Here is a 24,333-nt window from a genome sequence, read left to right on the forward strand (position 1 = left end):
GATCAACAGCGCAGAGCGATCCTCGCGCGCCTTCTCCAGCAGCGCCAATTGATGCGCGCGCGGCGACCAGCCGCGACCCACGAACCATTGTTGGAAGCGGTCGGGCAGCAGCGCGGCCGGCTCGGCCGATGTTTTGAGGGTACGGGGCGGCACGGCGTAAGAGGTAAGCCGTGGGGATGGGTTCGTCGAGGGGTGAGAGCTCTACGATGAGCAAGACGCCGTCCCCTCTCCCCTTGTGGGAGAGGGTGGCTCGCCGCGTAGCGGCGAGACGGGTGAGGGGTCTGTCTCAGCGAGTGAACCTCTCTCATTCGGACACGCGGATAGAACCCCTCATCCGGCGCTTCGCGCCACCTTCTCCCACAAGGGGAGAAGGGAAGAAGGCGCCCTACTCCGACATCGGCTTGTCGGAGATCTCCCAGTCCTTGCCGCTGAAGGTGGAGATGAAGAGCGTCTTCATCGGCGTGTAGTCCTCGGGCGTATAGCTGTAGGTGACGCCGTCGAGGAAATAGGGCGAGTGGAAGCCGGCGAGCGTGGAGGCCTGCTTCAGCACGTTGGCGCGGGTGAGATCGTCGCCGCAGCGGCGCAGGATCTCACCCATGGTCACAGCCTGGCCGTAGCCGGCAAAGGCGATGGTGTTGTCGGGGTCGATGCTCGGCAGGTATTTCTTGCGCAGCTCCTCGAACGCCATCACGTCCGGATCCTTCTCCCACTTCGGCAGCCCCACCTCCTTGTTGTAGCGGATCGCGACGATGCCGGTGGCGTTCTCCAGGCCCGCGGCGTTGAGGATGGAGCGCCCGGTCGAGCCCGCCGACAACAACTGCAGCGGCTTCCAGCCGAGCTCGGCGACTTTGCGGATCGACTGAGACGTCGCCTTGCCGGTGGTGATGTTGTAGAAGACATCCGCACCCGACTTCGAGAGATTGATGAGCTGGGAGTCGACGGTCGGATCGGTGAGATCATAGGTCTGCTCCATGATCACCTGCGCGGTGCCGCCGGCATCCGCCAGCACCTTCTTGAAGGGCCCCAAGAAGTCGCGACCGAAATCGTCGTTCTGGTAGAGGATGCCGATCTTGGCGTTCGGCTTCACGTTGACGACGTGCCGCGCCAGGATGCGTGCCTCGGTCGGATACAGCGGCAGGCCCGCCATCGTCCACTTGAACTCCTTCGGATTGTTCCACTTGGACGCGCCGGTGTTGAGCAAAAGCTGCGGCACGCCCTTGGAGTTCAGGTATTTGTGCACGGCGGTCTGCGGCGCGGTGCCGAGCGAGCCGTAGAGCGCCAGCACCTCCTCCTGCTCGACCAGGCGCCGCGTTGCCTCGACGCATTTCGGCGCGCTGTAGGCGTCGTCCGACGTGATGAACTTGATCTTGCGCCCGTTGATGCCGCCCTTCTCGTTCAGCATCTGGAAATAGGCCTCGCCAACGCGCCCCAACACGCCATAGAGCGAGCCGGGGCCGGAATGCGGCACGGTCTGTCCGATCTTGATCTCGGTGTCGCTGGCGCCCGCATCGTATTTCTTGTCCGCGGCCCAGACATGCGGCGCGGGCAGCGTGGATGCAGCGATGGTCGCGAGCGCGGCGGCGCTGAAATCGCGCCGCGATGGATTCTTCATCATTGTTGTTTTCTCCCTAATGCAAGCATTGTGCTGGCATCGGGCCGCGCGTCGCAAGTGGCAAGTCGCGGCTTTGCGACGCAATGACGCTCAAATCGCTGCAAGTGCAGCGCCTAGACTCAAGTTTTCTCGGCGACGACGACGAGGCCGCGCACCGGCTCGTTGTTCTCGTTGCGTGGGGACGCGGCCTCGAGTGTCAGGAGCTTGAGCCCGGCCTTGGCGATCGCGCCGCGCACATATTCCGCGGAGTGGGCATAGCGCAGGCCTTCGCCGAGCACGACGCCGCTGCCGTCATGCGTTTCCAGCGTGAATGCGAGCACGCCACTGGGCGCGAGCACGCGCTTGGCTTCGCCCAGCACCGGCGCGAGATCGGAGAGATACACGAACGCATCCGCCGCAACGACGAGGTTCGCGCTTGCATCAGCCTTGCCGCGCAGGCCTTCGATCATGTCGGCGACTTCGAGCTCGGCGTAGAGATCGGTGGCGCGCGCCTCCTTGATCATGCCGGGCGACAGATCGATGCCGGTGAAATGATCGACCTGATTGGCGAAGGCGGACGCCGCGAGCCCGGTGCCGCAGCCGAGATCGACGGCGCGCTTGAAGAAGGCCGGCTTCTTCGCGGCAACGCGCGCGGCCAGCACCGCCTTGAAGATTAGCGCCGGCGCGCGATAGCCGAGATCGTTGATCAGCGCGTGCTCGAAGCGCGGCGCATATTGATCGAACAGCGCCTGTACATAGGCCTTGGGCATCTCCGCCAGTTGCGCCTCGCCGAGCCGCATCAGATGCAGGCCGGCGCCATGCTGGTCGTCCGGGTCGGAATCACGCGCCTTGCGGAACGCCGCAATGGCCTTGTCGCGCTCGCCGAGTTCTTTGCGGATTTCGCCAAGCATGAACCAGGCCGAGATGAAGTTCGGCGCGAGCTCGATCGCCTGCTCCAGGAGATCGGCGGCGGCGGGCAGGTCGCCCTTGAGCTGGAGGTCGCGCGCGAACTCGAAGCGGCGGTCGGCCATCAGATCGCCGGAGGACAGGAACAGGCGCAGGGGCATTTTGGAACCAGAGACTGTCGTTGCCGGACTTGACCCGGCAATCCATCTAAAAAAGGGAGTGTTTAAGAGGATGGATGCGCGCGTCCCGCCTCCGCCAATGGCTTCGGCGGGCTTTTACACCACTGGGGCGGCGAAGCCTAGCGGAGACGGCAAGCCCGCGCATGACGGGTGAACATTGCGGTAGCGGCGCCCTATATAACCGGCATGCGTCCGCAAGACATCCTGCTGCCAGTTGCTGCCGGCCTGTGCTGCAAGCCCGGCGGCTTCCATATCGATCCTGTCTGCTCCGTGGAGCGGGCCGTAATCACCCACGGCCATTCCGACCATGCGCGCGCCGGCCACGGCGCGGTGCTGGCGACGCAGGAAACGCTGGACATGATGCGGCTGCGCTATGGCGAGAATTTCGCGGGCTCGACGCAAGCCATCCGCTATGGCGAGGAGATCCGGCTCGGCGATGTCCGCGTCAAGTTTCACCCGGCCGGCCATGTGCTCGGCTCGGCGCAGATCGCGGTGAGCTGCAAAGACACCTGCATCGTCGCCTCCGGTGACTACAAGGATGCGCCGGACCCGACCTGCACGCCGTTCGAGCTCGTGCCCTGCGACGTCTTCATCACGGAGGCGACGTTCGGATTGCCGGTGTTCCGGCACGGCAATGCGGCCGACGAGGTGAAGAAGCTGCTCGCGTCGGTCGCGCTGTTTCCCGAGCGCGCGCATCTCGTCGGCGCTTATTCGCTCGGAAAAGCCCAGCGCGTGATCGCGCTGCTCCGGCGAGCCGGCTACGACGCGCCGATCTATCTGCATGGCGCGATGGAAACGATCACGCATTACTACCAGAGCCGCGGGATCGATCTCGGCGAGCTGCGACCCGTGAAGGGCATGAAGAAAGCGGCTCTCGCCGGCACCATCACGCTGGCGCCGCCCTCGGCCACATCCGATATCTGGACGCGACGCTTTCCCGATCCCGTGACCGCGTTCGCCTCGGGCTGGATGCGGGTGCGTGCGCGAGCGCGGCAACGCGGCGTCGAACTGCCGCTGGTGATCTCCGATCATGCCGATTGGGACGGCCTCACCGCCACGATTGCCGCGACCGGCGCCGGTGAGATCTGGGTCACACACGGCCAGGAGGACGCGCTGGTGCACTGGTGCAGGAGCAGAGGCCTGCAGGCGCGACCGCTCGATCTCGTCGGCTATGGCGATGAGGAAGAGACCGAGACGCCGCTCGCTGACGAGGCCGAGGCATGAACCGCTTCGCCGAACTCCTCGATCGCCTCGCCTACGAGCCCGGCCGCAACAACAAGCTGCGGCTGATCACCAGCTATTTCCGCGAGGTCGGCGATCCCGACCGCGGCTATGCGCTGGCCGCGCTGACCGGCGCGCTCAGCTTCAAGCACGCCAAGCCCGCGTTGATCCGCGACTTGATCGCGGCGCGCACCGACGAGGTGCTGTTCGGGCTGTCCTATGACTATGTCGGCGACCTCTCGGAGACGGTGGCGCTGATGTGGCCGAGGGGAATCGTCAACGACAATCAGTCTTTCCTGGGCCACCCCCCTCCCCAGCCCTCCCCCACAAGGGGGGAGGGAGCGCAGCAGCGAATATGGCGAGCGACCAACGAGGTAACTGACAGAGACCCCGAAAGTGATGGACGCACGGCTCTCAACGTTCCCTCCCCCCTTGCGGGGGAGGAGACGAGCTTCGCTCGCTCCGGGGGGCAGGGAGGGAGGTACCCCGGGCGAGATGCTGACGCATCGCTCCGCCCGCGCAATCATAACAACCCACCACCTCCTACCCTCACCGACGTCGTCACAACGCTCCGCACGCTCGGCAAGACCGACATGCCGGCACAGCTTGCGCGCTGGCTCGACGAGCTCGACGAGACCGGCCGCTGGGCGCTGTTGAAGCTCGTTACCGGCGCGCTGCGCATCGGCATTTCGGCGCGCTTGGCGAAAACCGCGGCCGCCGCGCTCGGCGACAAGGATCCACATGAAGTCGAGTTGATCTGGCCGGGCCTATCTCCGCCCTATCTCGACCTGTTCGCCTGGCTGGAGGGGCGCGCGGAAAAACCCGTCAACCGCGATCCGGCGCCGTTCCGCCCCGTGATGCTGGCGCATGCGATCGAGGACACCGATTTTGCCACGCTCGATCCAGCAGACTACATCGCCGAGTGGAAATGGGACGGCATCCGCGTGCAGGCGGTCGCGGGCCGCGACGACCGCGGCCATATCACGGCGCGGCTCTATTCGCGCACCGGCGAGGACATCACGGGAAGCTTTCCCGATCTCGTGCCGTCGCTGCGCCTGCCCGGTGCGATTGACGGCGAGCTTCTGATCCTGCGCGACGGGCGCGTACAAAGCTTCAACGTTCTGCAACAGCGCCTCAACCGCAAGGTCGTCTCACCAAAGCTGATCAAGGAGTTTCCGATTCACTTGCGCGCCTACGACCTGCTCGGCGACGACGAGAACGATTTGCGCCAATTGCCCTTTGCCGAGCGGCGCGAGCGGCTGGAGACATTCATCAAAAAACTCGACGATGCCCGCATCGACCTGTCGCCGACGGTCCCCTTCGCAAGCTGGGAGGCGCTGACCGCGGCACGCGCCGATCCGGCCAACGCCGGCGCGGGCGAGGATGCGGACGCCGTCGAAGGCGTGATGCTGAAGCGGCGCGACGCACCCTACTTGCCTGGGCGGCCAAGGGGACAATGGTGGAAGTGGAAGCGCGATCCACACATCATCGACGCCGTGCTGATGTATGCGCAGCGCGGCCACGGCAAGCGCTCCTCCTACTATTCCGACTACACCTTCGGCGTCTGGACCTCGGGCGAGAATGGCGACGAGCTGGTGCCGGTCGGCAAGGCCTATTTCGGCTTCACGGACGAGGAGCTGCTGCAGATCGACCGTTTCGTCCGCCGCAACACCACGGAAAAATTCGGCCCCGTCCGTCACGTCGTGCACGAGCCCGAGAAAGGGTTGGTGCTGGAGGTCGCCTTCGAGGGCCTGCAGCGCTCACCGCGGCACAAATCCGGTGTCGCCATGCGCTTTCCCCGCATCAGCCGCCTGCGCTGGGACAAGCCGCCACGCGAGGCGGACCGGCTGGAGACGCTGGAGAAGATGCTGAAAGCGGACGAATCCCTACCAACAATTAACGCGGCGACCGGAACCGGCGGCCATTGACGGCGGGAGGCGGGTTCCCCATGTGCCCTGCCGTGACCTATAATGCAGGCGAATCCGGCGAGGAGTTTTTGCGATGGCCAACGACGTCAGAGATTTGCCGGCAAGCCATGACGGCCTGAACCGCTTCCTCGGCGGCTCGCCACTGGCGGTCGCATTCCGCCTCATCATGCTCTCGATCCTAGTCGGCGTCGTGCTCGCCGCGATCGGCTTCGATCCCTGGAATATCATCTACAGCATCCGGCTGCTGTTCCGGCGGCTGTGGGATCTTGGCTTCGACGCCGTCAACTGGCTGTGGCGCTACTTCCTGCTCGGCGCGGTCATCGTGATCCCGATCTGGCTGCTGTCGCGCGTCTTCGGCGCGCCACGCGGCCGGTAAGACGCAAGGAAAGAGCACAGCCGATGCAATTGCGCTTTGTCGGCTGCGGCGATGCCTTTGGTTCGGGCGGCAGGCTGAACACCTGCTTCCATGTCACCGGGCAACAAGCCAATTTTCTGATCGATTGCGGCGCGTCGGCGTTGCCGGCGCTGAAGCGGCTCGAGATCGATCGCAACGAGATCGATCTCATTCTGATCACGCATTTCCACGGCGATCACTTTGCCGGCCTGCCGTTCTTCGTACTCGATGCGCAGTTCTCGCGGCGGACGCGGCCGCTCATCATCGCCGGCCCGCAAGGGATCACGACGCGGCTTGCGCAGATGATGGAGGCGCTGTTCGAGCACTCCTCAAAAACCAAGCAACGCTTCGAGCTCTCCGTCATCGAGCTACAGCCCGAGCAGAGCCGCAGCTTCGGCGCTGTGACGGTGACGCCCTACCCTGTCGTGCACGGCGAATCCGGCGGGCCGTTCCTCGCCTATCGCGTCGAGGCCGAGGGCCGCACCCTCGCCTACAGCGCCGACACCGAATGGACGGAGACGCTCATTCCGCTGGCGCATGGCGCGGACCTTTTCATCACGGAAGCCTATATGTACGAGAAGGTGGTCAAGAACCATCTCAGCCTGAAGACCTTGGAACAGCATTTGCCCGCCATCGGCGCCAAGCGGCTCGTCCTCACCCATATGAGCGACGACATGCTGTCGCACCTCGATGACGTCGCGCATCTTGCGGCCGAAGACGGCATGGTGCTCGCGGTCTGACGTGCACGCGCCCGCTCATCCCAAGGTCGGTACCCGCCAGGTCTTCGCCATTGCGGGGCCGGCGATGGTCGCGAATCTCACCACGCCGCTGATCGGCGTGGTCTCGACCACCGCGATCGGACGACTCGACGACGCCGCGCTGCTCGGCGGCGTCGCGATGGCCTCGGTGATCTTCGACTGCCTGTTCTGGCTGTTCGCCTTCCTGCGCATGAGCACGCTCGCCTTCACTGCGCAGGCGCTGGGCGCGGGCGAGACGCACGAACTCAGCGCGATCCTGGTGCGCGGCTTCATCGTCGCAGGCCTGATCGGCGCCGCGCTGATCGCGCTGCAACTGCCGCTGGCTGCCGTGCTGTTCGACCTGATGGGCGGCAGCGAGGGCGTGACGCGCGCTGCAACAACCTATTTCATGATCCGGATCTGGTCGTCGCCGTTCGCCTTCGCCAACTATGTCATTCTCGGCTGGCTGGTCGGTCAGGCCCGTGCCAATCCGGCGCTGCTGCTTCAGATCGTCATCAACCTCATCAATATGATGGCGACGATCCTGCTGGTGCTCGTCTACGACACCGGCATCGCGGGCGCTGCGATCGCCGCACTGCTTTCGGAAACGGTCGGCTTCGTCCTCGGCGTGATCGTCTGCCGGCGCTATGCGGATGGCGGCTTCGCGGTGCCGCGAAAGACGCTGCTCGACCGGGCGAAGCTGATGCGGATGCTGTCGGTCAATTCCGACATCATGATCCGCACCGCGGCGCTGATCGCCGCGTTCCTGTTCTTCACCGCCAAGGGCGCCCGCGCCGGCGACGTCACGCTGGCCGCGAACTCCGTGCTCAACAATTTCCTGCTGGTCAGCGCCTTCTTCCTCGATGGCCTTGCCAATGCAGCCCAGCAGCTCTGCGGGCGCACCTTTGGTGCACGCGACGCAAAGGGCTTTGCCGCTTCGACCCGGCTGGTGCTGATGTGGGGGCTCGGTTTCGCGTTGGTGGTTGCGGTGCTGTTCGCCCTGTTCGGGCCGGCCATGATCGACTTCATGACCGCGAGCGAAGGCGTCCGCCGCAGCGCGCGCGACTTCCTAATGTTCATCGTGCTCGCGCCGGTGCCCGGCGTGTTCGCCTTCGGCTTCGACGGCATCTATGTCGGCGCGACCTGGGCGCGCGAGATGCGCAATCTGATGCTGGCCTCGCTCGCGATCTTCTTCGGCACCTGGTGGGCGCTGCAATCGCTCGGCAACGCCGGACTGTGGTGCGCGCTGCTCGCCTTCTATGTCGCGCGTGGCGGGTTGCAGGGCGCGCGCTATCCGGCGCTGTTCAGGGCGACGTTTGCTTCTCCCTCTCCCCGCTTGCGGGGAGAGGGTTGGGGTGAGGGGGACTCTCCGCGGGGGCAGTGACAGTTGGACTCGCGGAGAGTCCCCCTCACCCGGATTGCATCTTCGATGCGATCCGGCCTCTCCCCGCACGCGGGGAGAGGCGAAGGGCTACATCCCCGGCCAGTCTTCCGCCGTGAGCGTCGCGGCGTCGGCGCCGACGATTTCGGAGAGGGAATCCCTCCCTGTGCGCAACAGCGTCGAGGTGAGTTCGCGTTTGATCTCGTCGACGAGGCCGAGGCCCTTGTAGACCAGCGACGAATAGAGCTGGATCAGGCTCGCTCCGGCGCGGATCTTCGTCAGCGCCGCGCCGCCGGAATCGACGCCGCCGACGCCGATCAGGGGGAACGCACCCTCGACCCGCACATAGGTCTCCGCGACCATGCGCGTCGACAGGCGGAACAGCGGCCGGCCGGAGAGACCGCCCTGCTCTTTCGCGCGCATCTCCTCGCGCAGCGTGCTCGGCCGCGCGATCGTCGTGTTCGACACGATCATGCCGTCGACCCGGCGCGAGCGCGCGACCTGCACGACGTCATCAAGCTGGGCGAGGCTGAGGTCCGGCGCGATCTTGAGCAGCACCGGCGTGTCGCCGGCCTTCTGGCGCACCCGCTCGCGCGCGTCGATCACCTTGGCGAGGAGATCGTCGAGCAGCGCACCTTCCTGCAGGTTGCGCAGGCCCGGCGTGTTCGGCGAGGAGATGTTGACGGTGAAATAGCTCGCAACCGGCGCAAAGGTCTCAATCAGCTTGACGTAGTCGGCAACGCGGTCCGGCGAATCCTTGTTGGCGCCGACATTGACGCCGACGATGCCGCCGTTCTGCGCGCGCGCGGCCAGACGTCGTAGCGCGGCCTCCGCGCCGTCATTGTTGAAACCCATGCGATTGATGACGGCCTCGTCGCGCTCGAGGCGAAACAGCCGCGGCCGCGGATTGCCGCTCTGCGGGCGCGGCGTCACCGAGCCGATCTCGACGAAGCCGAAGCCGAGCCGAAGCAACGCATCCGGCACCTCGGCGCTCTTGTCGAAGCCAGCGGCCATGCCGATCGGATTGGGGAAGTTGAGCCCGAAGGCGCGCACCGCGAGCTTGGGATCGTCCTCACGGGGCTTTCCCGGCGGCAGGAACCGCAACCCCTGGATCGCGAGCCGGTGCGCATCCTCCGGATCGAGCCAGCGCAGGACCGGCAGCGACAGGGCATCGAAGGCGCGGATCACGGCGCAAGCTCCGGAATGTCGTGACCGCCATCGGAGCGCATTGCCAGGTTGATCACCGAGATCACCGCGCCGAGGTCGAGTTCGCCATAGAGGTGCGGAAACAGCTCGTCATTGCGCGAGCGCTCCCAGCGCAAGTCGGCGCCGAGCGCATCGCCATCGACCTCGACCAGGAACAGCGCACGCTGCCCGAAGAAATGCTTTCGCGCGGTCTCGGGAACCTGGGATGCGGTCGAGAAATGGATGAAACCGTCGCGCGCGTCATCCGCGCTGCCCCGGTAGACACCCTGCCGCTCCGCCTCGCGCCAGGCCGAGGCCGGACAGATTTTGTAGATCTTGACCACCGCTTAACGGGCCCTGTTTGCTCTTTGAGTCTCTTGGGGTTTTTCGCCTGGTACGGGTCCGAAAACCCGGGCGCGACCGTAAAGGCGGCCCCTGCCGAACTCAAGGCTTGCATGCCGCCTCTTGCACGGAAAACGGAAAACCGGTTGATTTGAGGATAGTTTTCCTGAGTTGCGACGGGCTGGACCTTCCATGGTCAGGCAGGCCAAAGCGCAGAGGATGCTGACCCACGATCAGATCTGGGGCGCGCTGGATCGGCTGGCCGCGCGCGCAGGCCTGTCGCCCTCGGGCCTTGCCAAGCGCGCCGGGCTCGATCCCACCACCTTCAACAAATCCAAGCGCGTGACCTCCGACGGCCGCGAGCGCTGGCCCTCGACCGAATCGATCGCAAAGGCGCTCAGCGCGGCCGGTTCGTCGATCGAAACCTTCGTCAGGCTGATCGACGACAGCCCGGGCGATGGCCGCTCGGTGCCGCTGATCGGCTTCGCGCTCGCCGAGGGAAGCGGCTATTTCGACGATCGCGGCTTTCCATCCGGCAAGGGCTGGGACCAGGTCGCGCTGCCTTCGGCCGAGGACAGGCATACCTTTGCGCTGGAGATTTCCGGTGACGCGCTCGCGCCGGCCTATCGCGACGGCGACATCATCCTGGTCTCGCCGGGCACACCGATCCGCAAGGGCGACCGCGTGGTGGTGAAGACCCGCGCAGGCGAAGTGATGGTGAGGACGCTGATGCGCCGCACGGCGAAGGCGCTGGAACTGCAGCCGCTCGATACGGCACAGGCCGGGCGCACGCTCGCCGTCGCTGACATCGCGTGGATCGCGCGGATCGTCTGGGCGAGCCAGTGATTGCCTTGCGCCAGGCCTCGTCAAAGGACGATGACAGGACGATCGCTGCGTAGGGTGACGATCCGCCCCCGATCGCCATTGCGACTCACCGTACCTCTCGCCTAGGTTGCGCGCCTATCGCGCACCGAATCATCGCGAGGGGGAATATGATGGATCGACGTCATGCATTGAAGGCGCTTGCAGGTCTCGCGCTGTGTCCGCTGTGCAAGCCGGCATTCGCCGCCGAAGGCGCGCATTGGAGCTATGAGGGCGCCGGCGGCCCCGCCAAATGGGGTGAACTCGACGCGGCCAACAAGGCCTGCACGGTCGGCCTGCAGCAGTCGCCGATCGACATCGAGGCGGCGATCAAATCGCAATTGCCCACGCTGAAGCTCAACTGGGCCAGGAGCGCCGATACCATCGTCAACAACGGGCACACGATCCAGCTCAACTTCGCGGAAGGCAGCACGCTGACGCTCGGCGACGTCAAATACAAGCTGCTTCAGGTCCACTTCCACCGCCCGAGCGAACACACGATCGGCGGAAAGAACTTTCCGATGGAGGCGCATTTCGTCCATCGCGCCGACTCGGGCGGGCTCGCCGTGGTCGGCGTGCTGATGGCCGAGGGCAAGCCGAACGCGGCCTTCAGCCGGATCGTCAAGACCATGCCTGGCACGGAGGGTCCTGTGGTGAAGGCGGATGCGGGCATCAATCCCAACGCCATGCTGCCACCGAGGCTCGGCTATTTCCGCTATCCCGGTTCGCTGACGACGCCGCCCTGCTCGGAGATCGTCGAATGGCTGCTGCTGACCGATCCGATCCAGGTCGCCAGCGCCGACATCGCCGCCTTCGCAAAGCTCTATCCCATGAACGCGCGCCCGGTGCAGAAGGACAACCGGCGCTCCGTGCTGCGATCGATCTGATGGGCGACACGACACGGCTATCAATGTCGTTCTGGCGAAAGGACGATTGCGCATGAAGATGCGGTGCCGACGCCCCAATCAACAATGTCGTCCCGGCGAAGGCCGGGACCCATTACCACAGGGAGCAGTTTGGCGAAGATTCGTAGTTGCGCCTTCGTCGGTACCGAGACCGCCGTTCCCCGCTAGAGCATGATCCGGAAAAGTGTGCAGCGGTTTTCCTAAAGCGCGATGACGATTTATCCTAATCTCATCGCGCTTTAGATCACGCGGTATGCGTCCCGGCCTTCGCCGGGACGACGTTGGGGAGATCGCTTGCGCCGCAACGGAGGTCTGTCGCCCGGATGGAGCGAAGCGCAATCTGGGACGGCTGGTGCCTTGTGAAGGCCCCGGATTTCGCTTTCGCTCCATCCGGGCTTCACGTTCACTACGCCGCTCACGCACTCCGCGCCAGCGCGCCGTCGATCATGTTGACCGCGTTCTGGATGCCGTAGACGGCGACGAAGGAGCCGAAGCGCGGGCCTTTCTCCTGGCCGAGCAGCACCTGGTAGAGCATGTTGAACCAGTCGAGCGTGACCCCGGGACGGCCGTCCTTACCCTTCTTGACCTGATCGAGGAACGGCTCGCGCCGGCCGATCTCGTAGACGACGTTCTGGATATCTTCGGCCGAGGCGTCCTGCGGAAGCTGCGACAGCGCGTCGCGCAGATCCTGCAACGCGGCGCGCTCGGTATCGGTCGGCTCGCGGAACTGCTTCGTCGGCGCGACGAAGTCGCGATAATAATTGATGGCGTAGCCGACCATCGCATCGAGCTTCGGATGTGTCTGCGGGCTCACGCCGGGCCGGTAGCGGCCGATGAAGCCCCACAGCGTCTCGGCGTTCTCGGCATTCGACGATGACACCAGCGTGAGCAGGAGCTGGAAGGTGACGGGCATATCGCCGCTCGGCGGATTGCCGTTGTGGATGTGCCAGACCGGATTGCCGAGCTGCTGCTTGGCATCCTGCCTCGGGAAGCCATCGATGAACTGCTGATAGTCGTCGACGTTGCGCGGGATGACGTCGAAATACAGTCGCTTGGCCGCCTTCGGCTCGCGATACATGAACAGCGACAGCGATTCCGGCGAGGCGTAGCGCAGCCATTCGTCGATGGTGAGACCGTTGCCCTTCGACTTCGAGATCTTCTGGCCCTGCTCGTCGAGGAAGAGCTCGTAATTGAAGCCTTCGGGCGGCGCGGCACCGAGCGCCCTGGCGATCGCGCTGGAGAGCTTCACCGAATCGATCAGATCCTTGCCGGCCATCTCGTAATCGACGCCGAGCGCGACCCAGCGCATCGCCCAGTCGGCCTTCCACTGGCACTTCACGTTGCCGCCAGTGACGGGCGTCTCGACCTCCTCGCCGCTGTCGGGATCGACATAGGTCACCGTGCCGGCGGCGACATCGCGGCGGATCATCGGCACCTGGAGCACGGCGCCGCTGGTCTTGCTGATCGGTAGGAACGGCGAATAGGTGGCGCGGCGGTCGGGCCCCAGCGTCGGCAGGATGATCGCCATGATCTCATCGTAGGCGGCGAGCATCTTCAGAAGCGTCGCGTCGAAGCGGCCCGACTTGTAGTAGTCGGTCGAGCTCGCGAACTCGTAGTCGAAGCCGAAATGATCAAGAAAGGCGCGCAGGCGCGCATTGTTGGCGGCGCCGAATGAGGGATGCTCGTTCGAGAACGGGTCCGGCACGGCGGTCAACGGACGGCCGAGATACTGCGCCAAGAGCTCTTTATTCGGAACGTTGTCCGGCACCTTGCGCAGGCCGTCCATGTCGTCGGAGAAGGCGAGCAGGCGCGTCTTGATCTTGTCCTCGGTCAGCACGCGGAAGGCGTGGCGCACCATCGAGGTGCGCGCGACCTCGCCGAACGTGCCGATATGCGGCAGGCCGGACGGGCCGTAGCCGGTCTCGAACAGCACCTCGTCCTTCGGCTTCTTCTTCAGCCGCGCGACGAGCGCCTTCGCCTGCTCGAACGGCCAGGCGTTGGATTGTTCGGCGAGCGCGCGCAGATCGCTCGGGTTTGCGGCAAGATCGATAACGGACATTACGGGGCCTCCGGGCCGCGGAAATTAGCGATTTCCGGGCAGAATGCAATTTTGTGGGATGATGCGGCACCACACACCGTCATTGCGAGCCAACGGGTCCGCGCGAAGCGCGGCCCGATGACAGGCTCCGCGAAGCAATCCAGAATCTTTCCGCGGAGACACTCTGGATCGCTTCGTCGCTGCGCTCCTCGCAATGACGACGGAGGCGGCAGCGACAGAACTAAAACGGACTCACCGAGAAGTAGCGCAGCCACAGATCGGTGTAGCGGCCTTTTTCCCAGACGCGGAACAGCGCCCAGTTCAGGGCCTGGCGCAGCACGTCATTGCCTTTGCGCACGGCAATGCCGATGCCCTCGCCGAAGAAGCGGCTTTCGACGAAGGGGCCACCGGAGAAGGCGCAGCAATCGCCCGAATCCGTGCCGTTGATCCAGAAGGCGAGCGAGATGGCGTCGCCGAAGATGAAATCGACCTCACCCCTGCGGAGAGCGGCACGCAACGCCTCGTCATTGGGATAGGCGTGCAGCTCGGCGTCGGTGAACATCGCCTTGAGGTAGGCCTCATGCGCGGAGCCCGCGATGACGCCGACCTTCTTGCCCTCGAGATATTCGGGGCGGATCTCCGGCATCACCGCGTCCTTGCGCGAGGCGAAGCGCGCCGGCACGCGGTAATAGGGATCGGTGAAATCGACGCGCGCGCGGAGCTGCGGGCTCACTGCCATCGAGGCGATGATGGCATCGCCGCGATTGGACGTGAGCGCATCGACCAGCGTCTCGAAGCGGCGCATCTGCACCGTGCAGGTAATCCTGATCTCATCGCACAGCGCGCGGGCGAGATCGACGTTGAAGCCGGCCGGATTGCCGTCGGCCCCGGTATAGTTGAACGGCGGATAGTCCGTCTCGGTCAAAAAGCGGATCACGGTCAGGCGCGACAGGTCCGGCCGCTCAGGGCGCCGCCGCGGATCCCAGAAGCCGGGCACGGCCTGGGGGGCCGCGGCTTGAGGGGGGGCTTTGGGCGGAGCCTGAGGCGCCGCAGCCGGCGGCTGGGCCGGGGTCTGCGCCTCCGCGCCCGGCGCCAGCGCGAACAGGCACACCCCGACAGCCAGCCCGGTCAGGAGGCCACGGACAGTTTTGGGCAATTTCGCCTGTTGCGATGGGGCCATCGGCGGAAAATGAACGAATTTCGTTGAGATCGGAGGGCCTTATAGACCATCCCACCGGGAACGCGAGCGGGGATTGTGGCCAAGCGGGAGAGGTGCACCGAGTCCATGGATCGGTCGATCCCGCCAATGAAAGTATCAGAGATATCGCTTCAGCTCGGCCGCGGCCTCTTCCGGCGTGCGCTTCAGGTTGAAGGGGGAGACGAAGCGGCCGTCGCGGTCCATCAGGTAGATCAGTGCGGTGTGGTCCATTGTGTAATCGCCGTCCTTGGTCGGGACCTTCTTGGCATAGACCCGGTAGGACGTGATCACCTTGGCGATATCAGCGGGATCGCCGCTGAGGCCCTCGAGGTGAGGATCGAAGCTCGACAGGTAATCCTTCATCGCGGCCTGGGTGTCGCGCTCGGGATCGACCGAGATGAAATAGGCGTTGACCTTGTCGGCATCCTTGCCCATCGCGCGCAGCACCTCGGAGATCTCGAACAGCGAGGTCGGGCAGACGTCGGGGCAATGGGTGTAGCCGAAGAAGATCAGCGTCGGCTTGCCCTTCAGGCTCTTGTCGGTGACGGTCTTGCCGTGCTGGTCGGTGAGCTGGAACGGGCCGCCGATCGCGGCCGGCTGCGCCACCTTGCTCACGCCGCCCATCGTCCAGAACACCACGAGCAGCCCGACGACCAGGCTTGCGGCGAAGGCGGTTGCGATCACCAGCGGGCGGGTGGTGGAGCTCATGGTCGAAAAACTTCCTGTTGTCCCAGCGTCAGAAACAGGCGGCAAAGCCGGTCCTGATCATTTCAAAGAACACCTGGGTGCCATAGTGGAACCACAATGCGAGCGCGCCGATCACGATCAGGCCGCCGAGACCTGCGCCAGCCAACACCAGCATGGACGGCGTCCGGCCGGCAGTGGGCGAATTGTCCGATACCGGATGGGCGGGGTGCAGCGGTTGAGCCATGACAACGATCCGGGCGAACGCTCCGGTTCCCTGCCCTTCAAATAGGCGCTAGCCCGCGGGCGGGCAAGCGCCGCCGGCGGGCAAAACGATCAGGTCACGTCGCGCTGATGGATTTAGTGAAACAACTCGCCCCGGGCGGACTCGAGCTGGTCCGCTGGCGGAAGAGGCCGGCGCAGCGGCCTGCTGGTCGAAGCCTGCGCGTCCAGGTAGCAGGGCTTGTACATGGCCTGAAGCTGCTTGCCCCGGAGGAAGAGCATGTGCGGGGTGAGACCGCCACGCTGTGCGATCCAGCGCCTCACCTGCGAGGGATACATCGCGTAGAGCATCTGGGTGGCTTCGGCATTGGTGATGGCCCGGCCATTGGCGCCAAAATCCCAAGCCGCGTGGAAGCCCAGCGTCGCGTGCGAGGTGACGCAGATGCGATCGCGCGGGATCGCGCCGAGGACGATGGTGCAGGCCGAAGCACAAAGGCCGTCGATGATGACGGTTTCACCGGACTGGCGCAGATCCTGGTAGCGGTCGACATAGGTTCCGATCCGGCCGCCACGATCGTCCGCGATCCGAACCACCGCGTGAGAGGCCCCCATGCCCGCGATCAAGAGAATCGCCGCGAGCAACCCCGTCAGAAGCTTCATTTCCCCGCCCCAGTCGATTTCGAATCTTTGTGTCTGGTGGTGATGCGCAGCTAGCGTCCGTCGTAACCGTGGTTTTGTCTAGGCACGCTGGCCCGCTCAAAACAAATTCAAATCCAGTGTTGCGTCCGCGCTGCACTCCGCCGGCCTCGGTCCCAAACCGGAACAAGTTAACGGACTCTTACGCCTTCCACACTTGATCTCAGCTACGGCCGCTGGCTTCAATCCGGACAACTACAGGGGGAACCTCATGACCGTACATTCGGGCGAGCAGGCGGACGTCATCGTCGTCGGCGCGGGACTGTCGGGACTGGTGGCCGCAACCGAGATTGCGGATGCCGGCAAGCGCGTGATCGTCGTCGACCAGGAGGGCGAACAGTCGCTCGGCGGCCAGGCGTTCTGGTCGTTCGGCGGATTGTTCCTGGTCGATTCACCCGAGCAGCGCCGGCTCGGTATCAAGGACTCCTTCGATCTCGCCTTGCAGGATTGGATCGGCACCGCCGGTTTCGACCGCGACGAGGATTTCTGGCCGCGCCAATGGGCCGAGGCCTATGTGGCGTTCGCCGCCGGCGAGAAGCGCGACTGGCTGCGCGCGATGGGCCATCGCATTTTTCCGGTGGTCGGCTGGGCCGAACGCGGCGGCTATGACGCGATGGGCCACGGCAATTCGGTGCCGCGCTTCCATGTCACCTGGGGCACCGGCCCCGGTATCGTCGAGCCGTTCGAACGCCGCGCGCGCGAGGCGGCGAGTTCCGGACCGCTGATCTTCAAGTTCCGTCACCGCGTCGATGCGCTCTCCGTCACCAATGGCACGGTCGACGGCGTGAGCGGCGTCATTCTCGAGTCCGACAACGTGGAGCGCGGCAAGAGCTCCTCGCGCAAAGTCGTCGGCGAGTTCGCGCTGAAAGCGCAGGCGGTGATCGTCGCCTCCGGCGGCATCGGCGGCAATCACGACCTGGTGCGGCAGAACTGGCCGAAGCGGCTCGGCGAACCGCCGAAATTCATGATCTCCGGTGTGCCCGAGCATGTCGACGGCCGCATGATCGGAATCACCGAGGCGGCAGGCGCGCGGCTGATCAACCGCGACCGCATGTGGCATTATGTCGAGGGCATCCAGAACTGGTCACCGATCTGGCCGCGCCATGGCATCCGAATCCTGCCCGGCCCTTCCTCGATGTGGTTCGACGCGACCGGCACGCGCCTGCCGGCCCCGCTGTTTCCCGGCTCCGACACGCTCGGCCAGCTCGGCTACATCATGTCTACGGGCTATGATTATTCCTGGTTCGTCCTGACGCAGAGCATCATCAAGAAGGAGTTCGCGCTGTCGGGATCGGAGCAGAACCCCGATCTTACGGGGAAGAGCTGGCGCATGACGCTCCGCCGCGCCACCAACAAGGGCGCGCCGGCGCCGGTGGAAGCCTTCAAGAACCATGGCGTCGACTTCATCGTGCGCGACAAGCTCGAGGACCTCGTTGCGGCCATGAACAAGCTTGCCGGCAACGATCTCCTCAAGCTCGACTATGTCAAAATGCAGATCGAGGCGCGCGACCGCGAGATCGCCAACCCTTACGTCAAGGATGCGCAGGTGATGAACATCCACAATGCGCGCCGCTACATCGGCGACAAGCTGATCCGCACCGCCTCCCCGCACCGGATCCTCGATCCTGCGCACGGGCCGCTGATCGCGGTCAAGCTCAATATCCTCACCCGCAAGACGCTGGGCGGCTTCGAGACCGATCTCGACTCGCGCGTGTTCGGCCAGGAAGGACAGATCATTCCCGGGCTCTACGCGGTCGGCGAGGCCGCCGGCTTCGGCGGCGGCGGCATGCACGGCTATCGGTCGCTCGAGGGCACCTTCCTCGGCGGCTGCCTGTTCTCGGGCCGCAATGCGGGCCGCGCCGCGGCGAAAGCGGTGGGATAGATCGCGCGCCGGCACGCCGTTGCGGCATTCGCCGATACGATCGACGTCAAGGGCGTGACGACTCGATCCGGGCTTTTTCGGCCGATTTCCGTGGGCGACGCATGCGCCGCACGGGGTGGCAGAGCGCGAGGCCCTGCGCTAGACAGGGCCGCCCTTCCATCAGGAGACCCGCAATGAGCATTCAGCGTTTCGAAACCGGCCCGCGCATGAGCCAGGTCGTCGTGCACGGCAACACCGTCTATCTCGCCGGCGTCGTCGCCAACAAGGCGGCCGGCGAAAGCGTGACCAAGCAGACCCAGGACATCCTGGCGACGATCGACGGCCATCTCGCCAAGGCCGGCACCGACAAGTCGAAGCTGCTGTCGGCGACGATCTACATCACCGACATGAAGACCTTCCAGGAGATGAACGCGGTGTGGGACGCCTGGGTGTCGCCTGGCAACACGCCGGCGCGCGCCACCGTCGAAGCCAAGCTGGCGGCGCCGCAATACACCGTCGAGATCATGGTGACCGCGGCAAAGTGACGCCGCGTGATTTGTGCGCGCGCCGATAACCTCAGAGGTAATCGATCGGCGCGCGCAAACCTTCGATAGTCACGGTCAGCCGAACCACACGGCGCCATCGAAGGAGAGCACCATGACCGATCACGTCACCATCGCCCGCCGCTATATCGACCTCTGGAACGAGCGCACGGCGAGCCGCCGGCGCCAACTGCTCAGCGAAAACTGGACGGCGGACGCGAGCTACGTCGATCCCCTGATGAAGGGTGACGGCCATGACGGTGTCGACGCGCTGATTGCCGGCGTGCAGCAGCGCTTTCCCGACTTCAAGTTCAAGCTGATCGGCGAGCCCAACGGCTATGGCGACCATGTTCGTTTCAGTTGGGGCCTTGGCCCCGACGGCGTCGACAGCCCGATCAAGGGCACCGACTTCGCCGTACTCCGCGACGGGCGCATCAAGAGCATCACGGGATTTCTGGATCAGGTGCCCGCGGGGGCGTGAGGATCCGCGTTCTGCTTACCCTCTCCCCTTGTTGTGGGAGAGGGTGGCTCGCCGCGTAGCGGCGAGACGGGTGAGGGGTCTCTCTCCGCGAATAACTCTGCTGCGGTGAGCGCGCGGAGAGAGACCCCTCATCCGGCGCTTCGCGCCACCTTCTCCCACAAGGGGAGAAGGGGCAGCGAGGTCGCGGCTTTAGTTAGCCAGCAACCGATACGCAGCCTTCGCATTCGCCCCAAACGCCTTCTCGCGCACATGCGGGCCGAGCTTCGCCAGGCACGCTTCCAACGCGCCCTTGATCTCGCTGTAGCTTCCGGCAAGCAAACACACCGGCCAGTCGGAGCCGAAGATCAGACGGTCCTCGCCAAAACATTTGGCGACGTGGTCGACGTAGGGAAACAGCCGCTCCGCGGTCCAATCGTCCCATTTCGCCTCGGTCGCTAGCCCTGAGATCTTGCACCAGACATTGCCGCAAGCGGCGAGCGCGGCGATGCGATCGGACCATTCGGCGCTGCCGCCATCGGCGATCGGCGGCTTGGCGGCGTGGTCGAGGACGAAGCGCGCCTTGGGAAAGGCCTGCGCGGTAGCGATCGCGGCCGGCAGCTCGCGGCTGCGGACCAGGAGGTCGTAGGCGAGATCGTGCGCGAACACCGCGGTGAGTCCGCGCTGGACGTCCTCGCGCAGCAGCCAATCCGGATCGGACTCATCGTGGACCTGGTGGCGGATGCCGACGAGCTTCTCGCCACCAGGCGAAGTACGCAGCCGATGAAGCGTCTCGTCGAGCGCGCCGTCCGTAAGATCGGCCCAGCCGACCACGCCGATGACGGAGGGCGTTGCGCTGGCAATGCGCAAGAATTCCTCGGTCTCCGCCAGCGCGGAGCGGCATTGCACTAGGATGCTCGCGTCGATGCCGTTCGCCTTCAGAAGCGGCGCGAGGTCGACCGGGCCGAATGCGCGGCGGATCGGCGCCAGCTCCGGCGCTTCCATCCAGGGATAGTCGGCGCGCGCCGGATCCCAGAAATGCTGATGGCCGTCGATCACCATGCGCTACACTCCACCGGGCAACGGCGCCCGCGCATCGACGAGGTTGCGCGCGCGCAGCTCCTGCCAGAAGGCCGGCGGCACGGTTCGTTCCGACATCGCGATGTTGTCGGACACTTCCGCCGGCGTTCGGGCGCCGGTCAGCGCGACCGTCACCGCCGGATGGGCCATGCAGAACTGGAACGCGGCCGCCTTCAGCTCCGTGCCGTGCTTGCGACAGAGCTCGTCGAGCTCGATCGCGCGCTTGACGAGCACTGCGTCGGCATCCTCATAGTTGAATTTCGCGCCGGCGCGCGGATCGGCGAGGATGCCGCTGTTGTAGATGCCCCCGAGCAGGATGCCGATGTTTTTCCTAAGGCACAGCGGAAACAGCGCATCCAGCGCGCCCTGGTCGAGCAGCGTGTAGCGACCGGCCAGCAGGAAGCAGTCGAGGGACACGGCCTCGGCGAAGCGGACCAGCATCTCGGACTGGTTCATGCCGGCGCCGATCGCCTTCACCGTGCCCTCATCGCGGAGGCGACGGAGCGCGCGGAAGGCGCCGGCAACTGCGGCCTCAAAGTGGTCGTCCGGATCGTGAACGAGCAGGATATCGACGCGGTCGAGCCCAAGGCGCTTAAGGCTCTCCTCGACCGAACGCATGACGCCGTCATGACTGAAGTCGAACACCGGCCGCTCGCGCGGCGTGTCCTTATAGTGATCGTCCTCGCCCGCAACGCCGGCCGGCGCCCGCAAGAGCCGTCCGACCTTGGTGGAAATGACATAGGAATCGCGCGGTTTTTGCCGCAGGAAGCCACCCAGCCGCCGCTCGGCGAGGCCGAAGCCGTAGAGCGGCGCGGTGTCGAAGAAGCGGACACCAAGCGACCATGCGCGCTCGATCGTCGCTTCCGCGTCAGTGTCGCTGACCGCGGAAAACAATCCTCCGAGCGGCGCGGTGCCGAGACCGATTGATGTGACATCGAGAGCGCCGAACTGCGACCGTTTCATTGCCGTTCCTTCCGGGAGCCAGTGTCCCTCCCGCTTGCGGGCTCTGCAAGCGGGAGGGAGCATAAGAGTGTGGGGCTGGCGACACTCCTATTTCAACATCTGTGCGACGTTGTCCTTGGTCACGAGATCGAGGCCGGTATAGACGATCTCCGGCACCTTCTCGCCCTTCTTGATGGCGAGCAGCGTATCCATCGCCTTCTCGCCCATCTCGAACGGGCGCTGGCCGACCAAAGCATTGGCATAGCCGTCGCGCAGCAGCTCGAGCTGCATCTTCAGCGTATCGGCGACAACAAGCGTGAACTTGCCGGCGTCGATGTCCTTCTTGTACCTCGTGGCGAAAGCTTTGAAGCCTTCGGGGGCGAACATCGGCCAGCCGCCCACGGGAACGATCGCGGCGAGGTCGGGCGTCGCGGTACGCAAATCCGTCATCTGCTGGACCGCGAGCGCGGGATCATCGTTGCAGAAGGTCGGCGAGCCGCCGACCTCGGTCCATTTCGAGCCCTTCAGCGCCTCGCGAACGCCATCGACGCGTTCGGCGAGATTCTTGGCACCGGGGCCGCCCGAGACCATGGCATATTTGCCGCCGTCGGGCCGAAGCTTCAGCAATTGCTTGCCGAGCGCGAGGCCGAACTCCTTGTTGTTGGTGCCGATATAGGCGATGCGCTTGGAACCCGGCGCATCGGCGTCGAAGGTGATGACGGGGATGCCGGCCGCGGTCGCCGCCTCGATCGACTTGGTCATGGCCGCGACGTCGGCGACTGAGATCGCAAGGCCATCGACCTTCTGGGTGATGAAGTCCTGGATGATCTGCGCCTGCGTCGCCGGCTCGTGCTCGACCGGCCCCTTGTAGATGCACTCGATGTTGCCGAGCTCCTTGGCGCGCTTCTGGCAGCCATCGCGCGCGAAATCGAAGAACGGGTTGTTCATCGCCTTGGGCACGATCACGAAACGGTAGTTCGCGGCAAACGCCGGGGCCGCCATCATCACGACGGCCATGCCGGCAAGAAGAAGTCTCCTCATTGCTCTCCTCCACCCTTGTCTGGCGCCTATCCTCTCAAAATCGTCCGGGAAGCGGATAGGCGGCATCTTCGTTGCCCTCCCGAAACGACGTCACTTCAGATCATCCGCGAGCGGATGCGGTCGACCAGCACCGCCAGGATGATGATCACACCCACCAGCGTCTGCTGCCAGTAGGAGCTGACCTGCGCCAGCACGAGACCGTTGCGGATCACCTCGAGCAGCACGCAGCCGACGATGGCCCCTAACGGACCGCCGACGCCGCCGGCAAGATTGGCACCGCCGATCACGGCCGCCGCAATCACGTTGAGCTCATAGGATGTCGCCATGTTGGCCGGCGCCGATCCGAGCCAGCCGGAGATGATGATGCCTTGGAGTCCCGCGGCGAGCGCGCAGATCACATAGACCTCGATCTTTACCCGCACGACCGGGATGCCGGTCAGTTCGGCCGCCTTCTCGTTGCCACCGAGCGCGAAGACATGCCGGCCGAAGCTGGTGTGGTGCAGGACGATGGCCATCGCCAGCGCGAGGATGACGAGATAGATGAAAGGTACGGGTACGCCGAGCACGTCACCGGAGGTCGCTGCGTAGAAGTAATCGGCGTCCGGCCCGCCCGGAAAACTGCCGCGGCCGTTGGAGACGACATAGCCGAGCCCGCGCACGATCGAGAGCATACCGAGCGTGGTGACGAAGGGCGACAGGCCGAGCACGGCGATACAGAAGCCGTTGACGAGACCGGCGATCAGCGCGACGCCCAGACCGGCGAGGAGCGAGATCAGCAGGATGAGCCCCGGCACGTTGGCAATCACGGTCTTGCCGTCTGCGGCCATGTGAACGAACAGGGAGGCTGCGGGCGAACCGGGCGTCGACAGCTCGGTCATGACCATCGAGGTGATCATCGCCGAGAAGCACATCATCGAGCCGACCGAAAGATCAATGCCGCCGGTGATGATCACGAAGGTGACGCCGAGCGTCGCAATGGCGATGAAGGAGAAATTCTTCGCCACGTTCTGCATGTTGCCTTCGGTGAAGAAATAGGGGCTGGCGAAATGCATGATCACCAGCAGCACCGCGAGCGCGAGCAGGACATAGCCGGTCTGGGAGGCGAAGATGCCGCGCTGCCACCACCTGGCCTTGCCGATATTGGTGAAGGTGATCGGGGATTCCATGGGCATGGCCATCACGCCGCCTCCTTCGCGCCGGTGATGAGAGCGGTGACTTCCTCAGGGGACGTCTCATGGATCGGCTTGTCGGCGCGCTTCTCGCCGCGGCGCATGACCACGACGCGGTCGCACACCGCGAATACGTCCGGCATGCGGTGCGAGATCAGCATCACGGCGACGCCCTGCTCTTTCAGCCGGTGGATCAGGCTCAGCACCTGCTCGACCTGACGCACCGAGATCGCGGCCGTCGGCTCGTCCATCATCACCAGCCTGGCATTGGAGAGCCGCGTCCGCGCGATCGCGACCGCCTGGCGCTGGCCGCCCGACATCTGCTTGACGAGATCATACGGCCGTGTCTCCGAGCGCAGTTCGCCGAACAGCTCCAGCGCGCGCGCCGCCATCGCCTTGTGGTCGAGCAAGGCAAACGGGCCGAACTTGCGCTTCAGCTCGCGGCCGAGAAACACGTTGGCGGCCGCCGTCAGATTGTCGGCCAGCGCGAGGTCCTGATAGACCACCTCGATGCCGACCGCGCGGGCATCGACCGGGCGGTTGAAATGGACCGCGCTGCCGGCAAAGCGGATCTCGCCGTGGCTCGGGCGAAAATTACCGGCGATGATCTTGACCAGCGTCGACTTGCCGGCGCCATTGTCGCCCATCAGGCCGACCACCTCGCCCGGGAAGACCTGCATGTCGACGCCATGCAGCGCACGGATCGCGCCGAACTCCTTGCCAATCCCGGTCAGTTCGAGGACTGGCTGCTGTGCTGCTGCATTTGCCATAAG

24 protein-coding genes are annotated in these 24,333 nt (G+C 65.1%); 10 read left to right on the forward strand and 14 right to left on the reverse strand.

All coding sequences use genetic code 11. The features are described from left to right. Window positions 1–385: 385 nt before the first annotated feature. Together MTR72_RS36115 and MTR72_RS36120 are read right to left on the reverse strand one after the other, a co-directional pair. Window positions 386–1,615: an ABC transporter substrate-binding protein gene (locus tag MTR72_RS36115; protein WP_280967050.1), complete on the reverse strand. Its 1,230-nt coding sequence runs from the start codon at window positions 1,613–1,615 to the stop codon at window positions 386–388. Window positions 1,616–1,731: 116 nt separating this feature from the next. Continuing rightward, complete coding sequence (locus tag MTR72_RS36120) at window positions 1,732–2,658, reverse strand: class I SAM-dependent DNA methyltransferase (protein ID WP_280967051.1); 927 nt, start codon at window positions 2,656–2,658, stop codon at window positions 1,732–1,734. 204 nt (window positions 2,659–2,862) lie between these two features. Between MTR72_RS36120 and MTR72_RS36125 the strand changes: the two genes are divergently transcribed. The 5 genes from MTR72_RS36125 (at window position 2,863) to MTR72_RS36145 (ending at window position 8,340) form a co-directional block, all read left to right on the forward strand. Then, window positions 2,863–3,900 carry a ligase-associated DNA damage response exonuclease gene (locus tag MTR72_RS36125; RefSeq protein WP_341512029.1) on the forward strand — a complete coding sequence of 346 codons (1,038 nt, stop codon included), beginning with the start codon at window positions 2,863–2,865 and terminating at the stop codon, window positions 3,898–3,900. After that, complete coding sequence (locus tag MTR72_RS36130; protein WP_341512030.1) at window positions 3,897–5,825, forward strand: ATP-dependent DNA ligase; 1,929 nt, start codon at window positions 3,897–3,899, stop codon at window positions 5,823–5,825. The genes MTR72_RS36125 and MTR72_RS36130 overlap by 4 nt, the downstream gene beginning before the upstream one ends. 73 nt (window positions 5,826–5,898) lie before the next feature. After that, window positions 5,899–6,201, forward strand: coding sequence for a DUF6460 domain-containing protein (locus MTR72_RS36135; RefSeq protein WP_280967054.1), 303 nt, complete (start codon window positions 5,899–5,901; stop codon window positions 6,199–6,201). A gap of 23 nt (window positions 6,202–6,224) precedes the next feature. Then, window positions 6,225–6,959, forward strand: coding sequence for an MBL fold metallo-hydrolase (locus MTR72_RS36140; protein WP_280967055.1), 735 nt, complete (start codon window positions 6,225–6,227; stop codon window positions 6,957–6,959). Window position 6,960: 1 nt separating this feature from the next. Further along, window positions 6,961–8,340, forward strand: a complete 1,380-nt coding sequence (locus MTR72_RS36145) for an MATE family efflux transporter (protein WP_280967056.1) — start codon at window positions 6,961–6,963, stop codon at window positions 8,338–8,340. An 87-nt stretch (window positions 8,341–8,427) separates the two neighbouring features. Here the strand turns inward: MTR72_RS36145 and MTR72_RS36150 are convergent, their stop codons facing one another. Continuing rightward, the gene (locus tag MTR72_RS36150; protein ID WP_341512031.1) at window positions 8,428–9,525 is read right to left on the reverse strand and encodes a quinone-dependent dihydroorotate dehydrogenase; all 1,098 of its coding nucleotides are present in this window, start codon (window positions 9,523–9,525) and stop codon (window positions 8,428–8,430) included. Continuing rightward, on the reverse strand, window positions 9,522–9,866 hold the full coding sequence (locus MTR72_RS36155) for a DUF952 domain-containing protein (RefSeq protein ID WP_280967058.1): 345 nt from the start codon (window positions 9,864–9,866) through the stop codon (window positions 9,522–9,524). Before MTR72_RS36155 ends, MTR72_RS36150 begins: the two co-directional genes overlap by 4 nt. Window positions 9,867–10,056: 190 nt before the next feature. On the opposite strand from MTR72_RS36155, the gene MTR72_RS36160 reads away from it, so the two are divergent. Together MTR72_RS36160 and MTR72_RS36165 are read left to right on the forward strand one after the other, a co-directional pair. Further along, window positions 10,057–10,710 carry a S24 family peptidase gene (locus tag MTR72_RS36160; protein WP_280967059.1) on the forward strand — a complete coding sequence of 218 codons (654 nt, stop codon included), beginning with the start codon at window positions 10,057–10,059 and terminating at the stop codon, window positions 10,708–10,710. A gap of 149 nt (window positions 10,711–10,859) precedes the next feature. Continuing rightward, window positions 10,860–11,612, forward strand: coding sequence for a carbonic anhydrase (locus MTR72_RS36165; RefSeq protein ID WP_280967060.1), 753 nt, complete (start codon window positions 10,860–10,862; stop codon window positions 11,610–11,612). A 433-nt stretch (window positions 11,613–12,045) separates the two neighbouring features. Here MTR72_RS36165 and MTR72_RS36170 read toward each other — a convergent pair whose 3' ends face one another. From MTR72_RS36170 to MTR72_RS36190, 5 genes are all read right to left on the reverse strand, one after another. Continuing rightward, window positions 12,046–13,689, reverse strand: a complete 1,644-nt coding sequence (locus tag MTR72_RS36170) for a lysine--tRNA ligase (protein ID WP_280967061.1) — start codon at window positions 13,687–13,689, stop codon at window positions 12,046–12,048. Between the two features lie 220 nt (window positions 13,690–13,909). Continuing rightward, complete coding sequence (locus tag MTR72_RS36175; protein ID WP_280967062.1) at window positions 13,910–14,848, reverse strand: transporter substrate-binding domain-containing protein; 939 nt, start codon at window positions 14,846–14,848, stop codon at window positions 13,910–13,912. Window positions 14,849–14,983: 135 nt separating this feature from the next. Beyond that, entirely contained in the window at window positions 14,984–15,574 is a 591-nt protein-coding gene (locus MTR72_RS36180) for an SCO family protein (RefSeq protein WP_280967063.1), read from the reverse strand. A gap of 28 nt (window positions 15,575–15,602) precedes the next feature. After that, window positions 15,603–15,797 carry a hypothetical protein gene (locus MTR72_RS36185; RefSeq protein ID WP_341512032.1) on the reverse strand — a complete coding sequence of 65 codons (195 nt, stop codon included), beginning with the start codon at window positions 15,795–15,797 and terminating at the stop codon, window positions 15,603–15,605. Window positions 15,798–15,910: 113 nt separating this feature from the next. Continuing rightward, a complete protein-coding gene (locus MTR72_RS36190) occupies window positions 15,911–16,432 on the reverse strand; it encodes a hypothetical protein (RefSeq protein ID WP_280967065.1) in 522 nt (173 codons plus the stop codon). 247 nt (window positions 16,433–16,679) lie between these two features. On the opposite strand from MTR72_RS36190, the gene MTR72_RS36195 reads away from it, so the two are divergent. From MTR72_RS36195 to MTR72_RS36205, 3 genes are all read left to right on the forward strand, one after another. Then, the gene (locus MTR72_RS36195; RefSeq protein WP_341512033.1) at window positions 16,680–18,350 is read left to right on the forward strand and encodes an FAD-binding dehydrogenase; all 1,671 of its coding nucleotides are present in this window, start codon (window positions 16,680–16,682) and stop codon (window positions 18,348–18,350) included. Between the two features lie 173 nt (window positions 18,351–18,523). Next, complete coding sequence (locus tag MTR72_RS36200) at window positions 18,524–18,874, forward strand: RidA family protein (protein WP_027549734.1); 351 nt, start codon at window positions 18,524–18,526, stop codon at window positions 18,872–18,874. 112 nt (window positions 18,875–18,986) lie between these two features. After that, window positions 18,987–19,352 carry a nuclear transport factor 2 family protein gene (locus MTR72_RS36205; protein ID WP_280967067.1) on the forward strand — a complete coding sequence of 122 codons (366 nt, stop codon included), beginning with the start codon at window positions 18,987–18,989 and terminating at the stop codon, window positions 19,350–19,352. A gap of 189 nt (window positions 19,353–19,541) precedes the next feature. On the opposite strand, the gene MTR72_RS36210 is transcribed toward MTR72_RS36205, so the two are convergent. The 5 genes from MTR72_RS36210 to MTR72_RS36230 form a co-directional block, all read right to left on the reverse strand. Continuing rightward, entirely contained in the window at window positions 19,542–20,390 is an 849-nt protein-coding gene (locus MTR72_RS36210) for an amidohydrolase family protein (protein WP_280967068.1), read from the reverse strand. A 3-nt stretch (window positions 20,391–20,393) separates the two neighbouring features. After that, window positions 20,394–21,371 carry an aldo/keto reductase gene (locus MTR72_RS36215; RefSeq protein ID WP_280967069.1) on the reverse strand — a complete coding sequence of 326 codons (978 nt, stop codon included), beginning with the start codon at window positions 21,369–21,371 and terminating at the stop codon, window positions 20,394–20,396. Window positions 21,372–21,458: 87 nt separating this feature from the next. Continuing rightward, a complete protein-coding gene (locus MTR72_RS36220; RefSeq protein ID WP_280967070.1) occupies window positions 21,459–22,391 on the reverse strand; it encodes a sugar-binding protein in 933 nt (310 codons plus the stop codon). Window positions 22,392–22,486: 95 nt separating this feature from the next. Then, window positions 22,487–23,569: an ABC transporter permease gene (locus MTR72_RS36225; protein ID WP_341512034.1), complete on the reverse strand. Its 1,083-nt coding sequence runs from the start codon at window positions 23,567–23,569 to the stop codon at window positions 22,487–22,489. Then, window positions 23,569–24,330, reverse strand: a complete 762-nt coding sequence (locus MTR72_RS36230; RefSeq protein WP_280967072.1) for an ATP-binding cassette domain-containing protein — start codon at window positions 24,328–24,330, stop codon at window positions 23,569–23,571. Before MTR72_RS36230 ends, MTR72_RS36225 begins: the two co-directional genes overlap by 1 nt. Window positions 24,331–24,333: the final 3 nt, after the last annotated feature.

Origin of the sequence: Bradyrhizobium sp. ISRA442 (genome assembly GCF_038085055.1) — a bacterium.
In the GTDB taxonomy this organism is placed as follows: domain Bacteria; phylum Pseudomonadota; class Alphaproteobacteria; order Rhizobiales; family Xanthobacteraceae; genus Bradyrhizobium.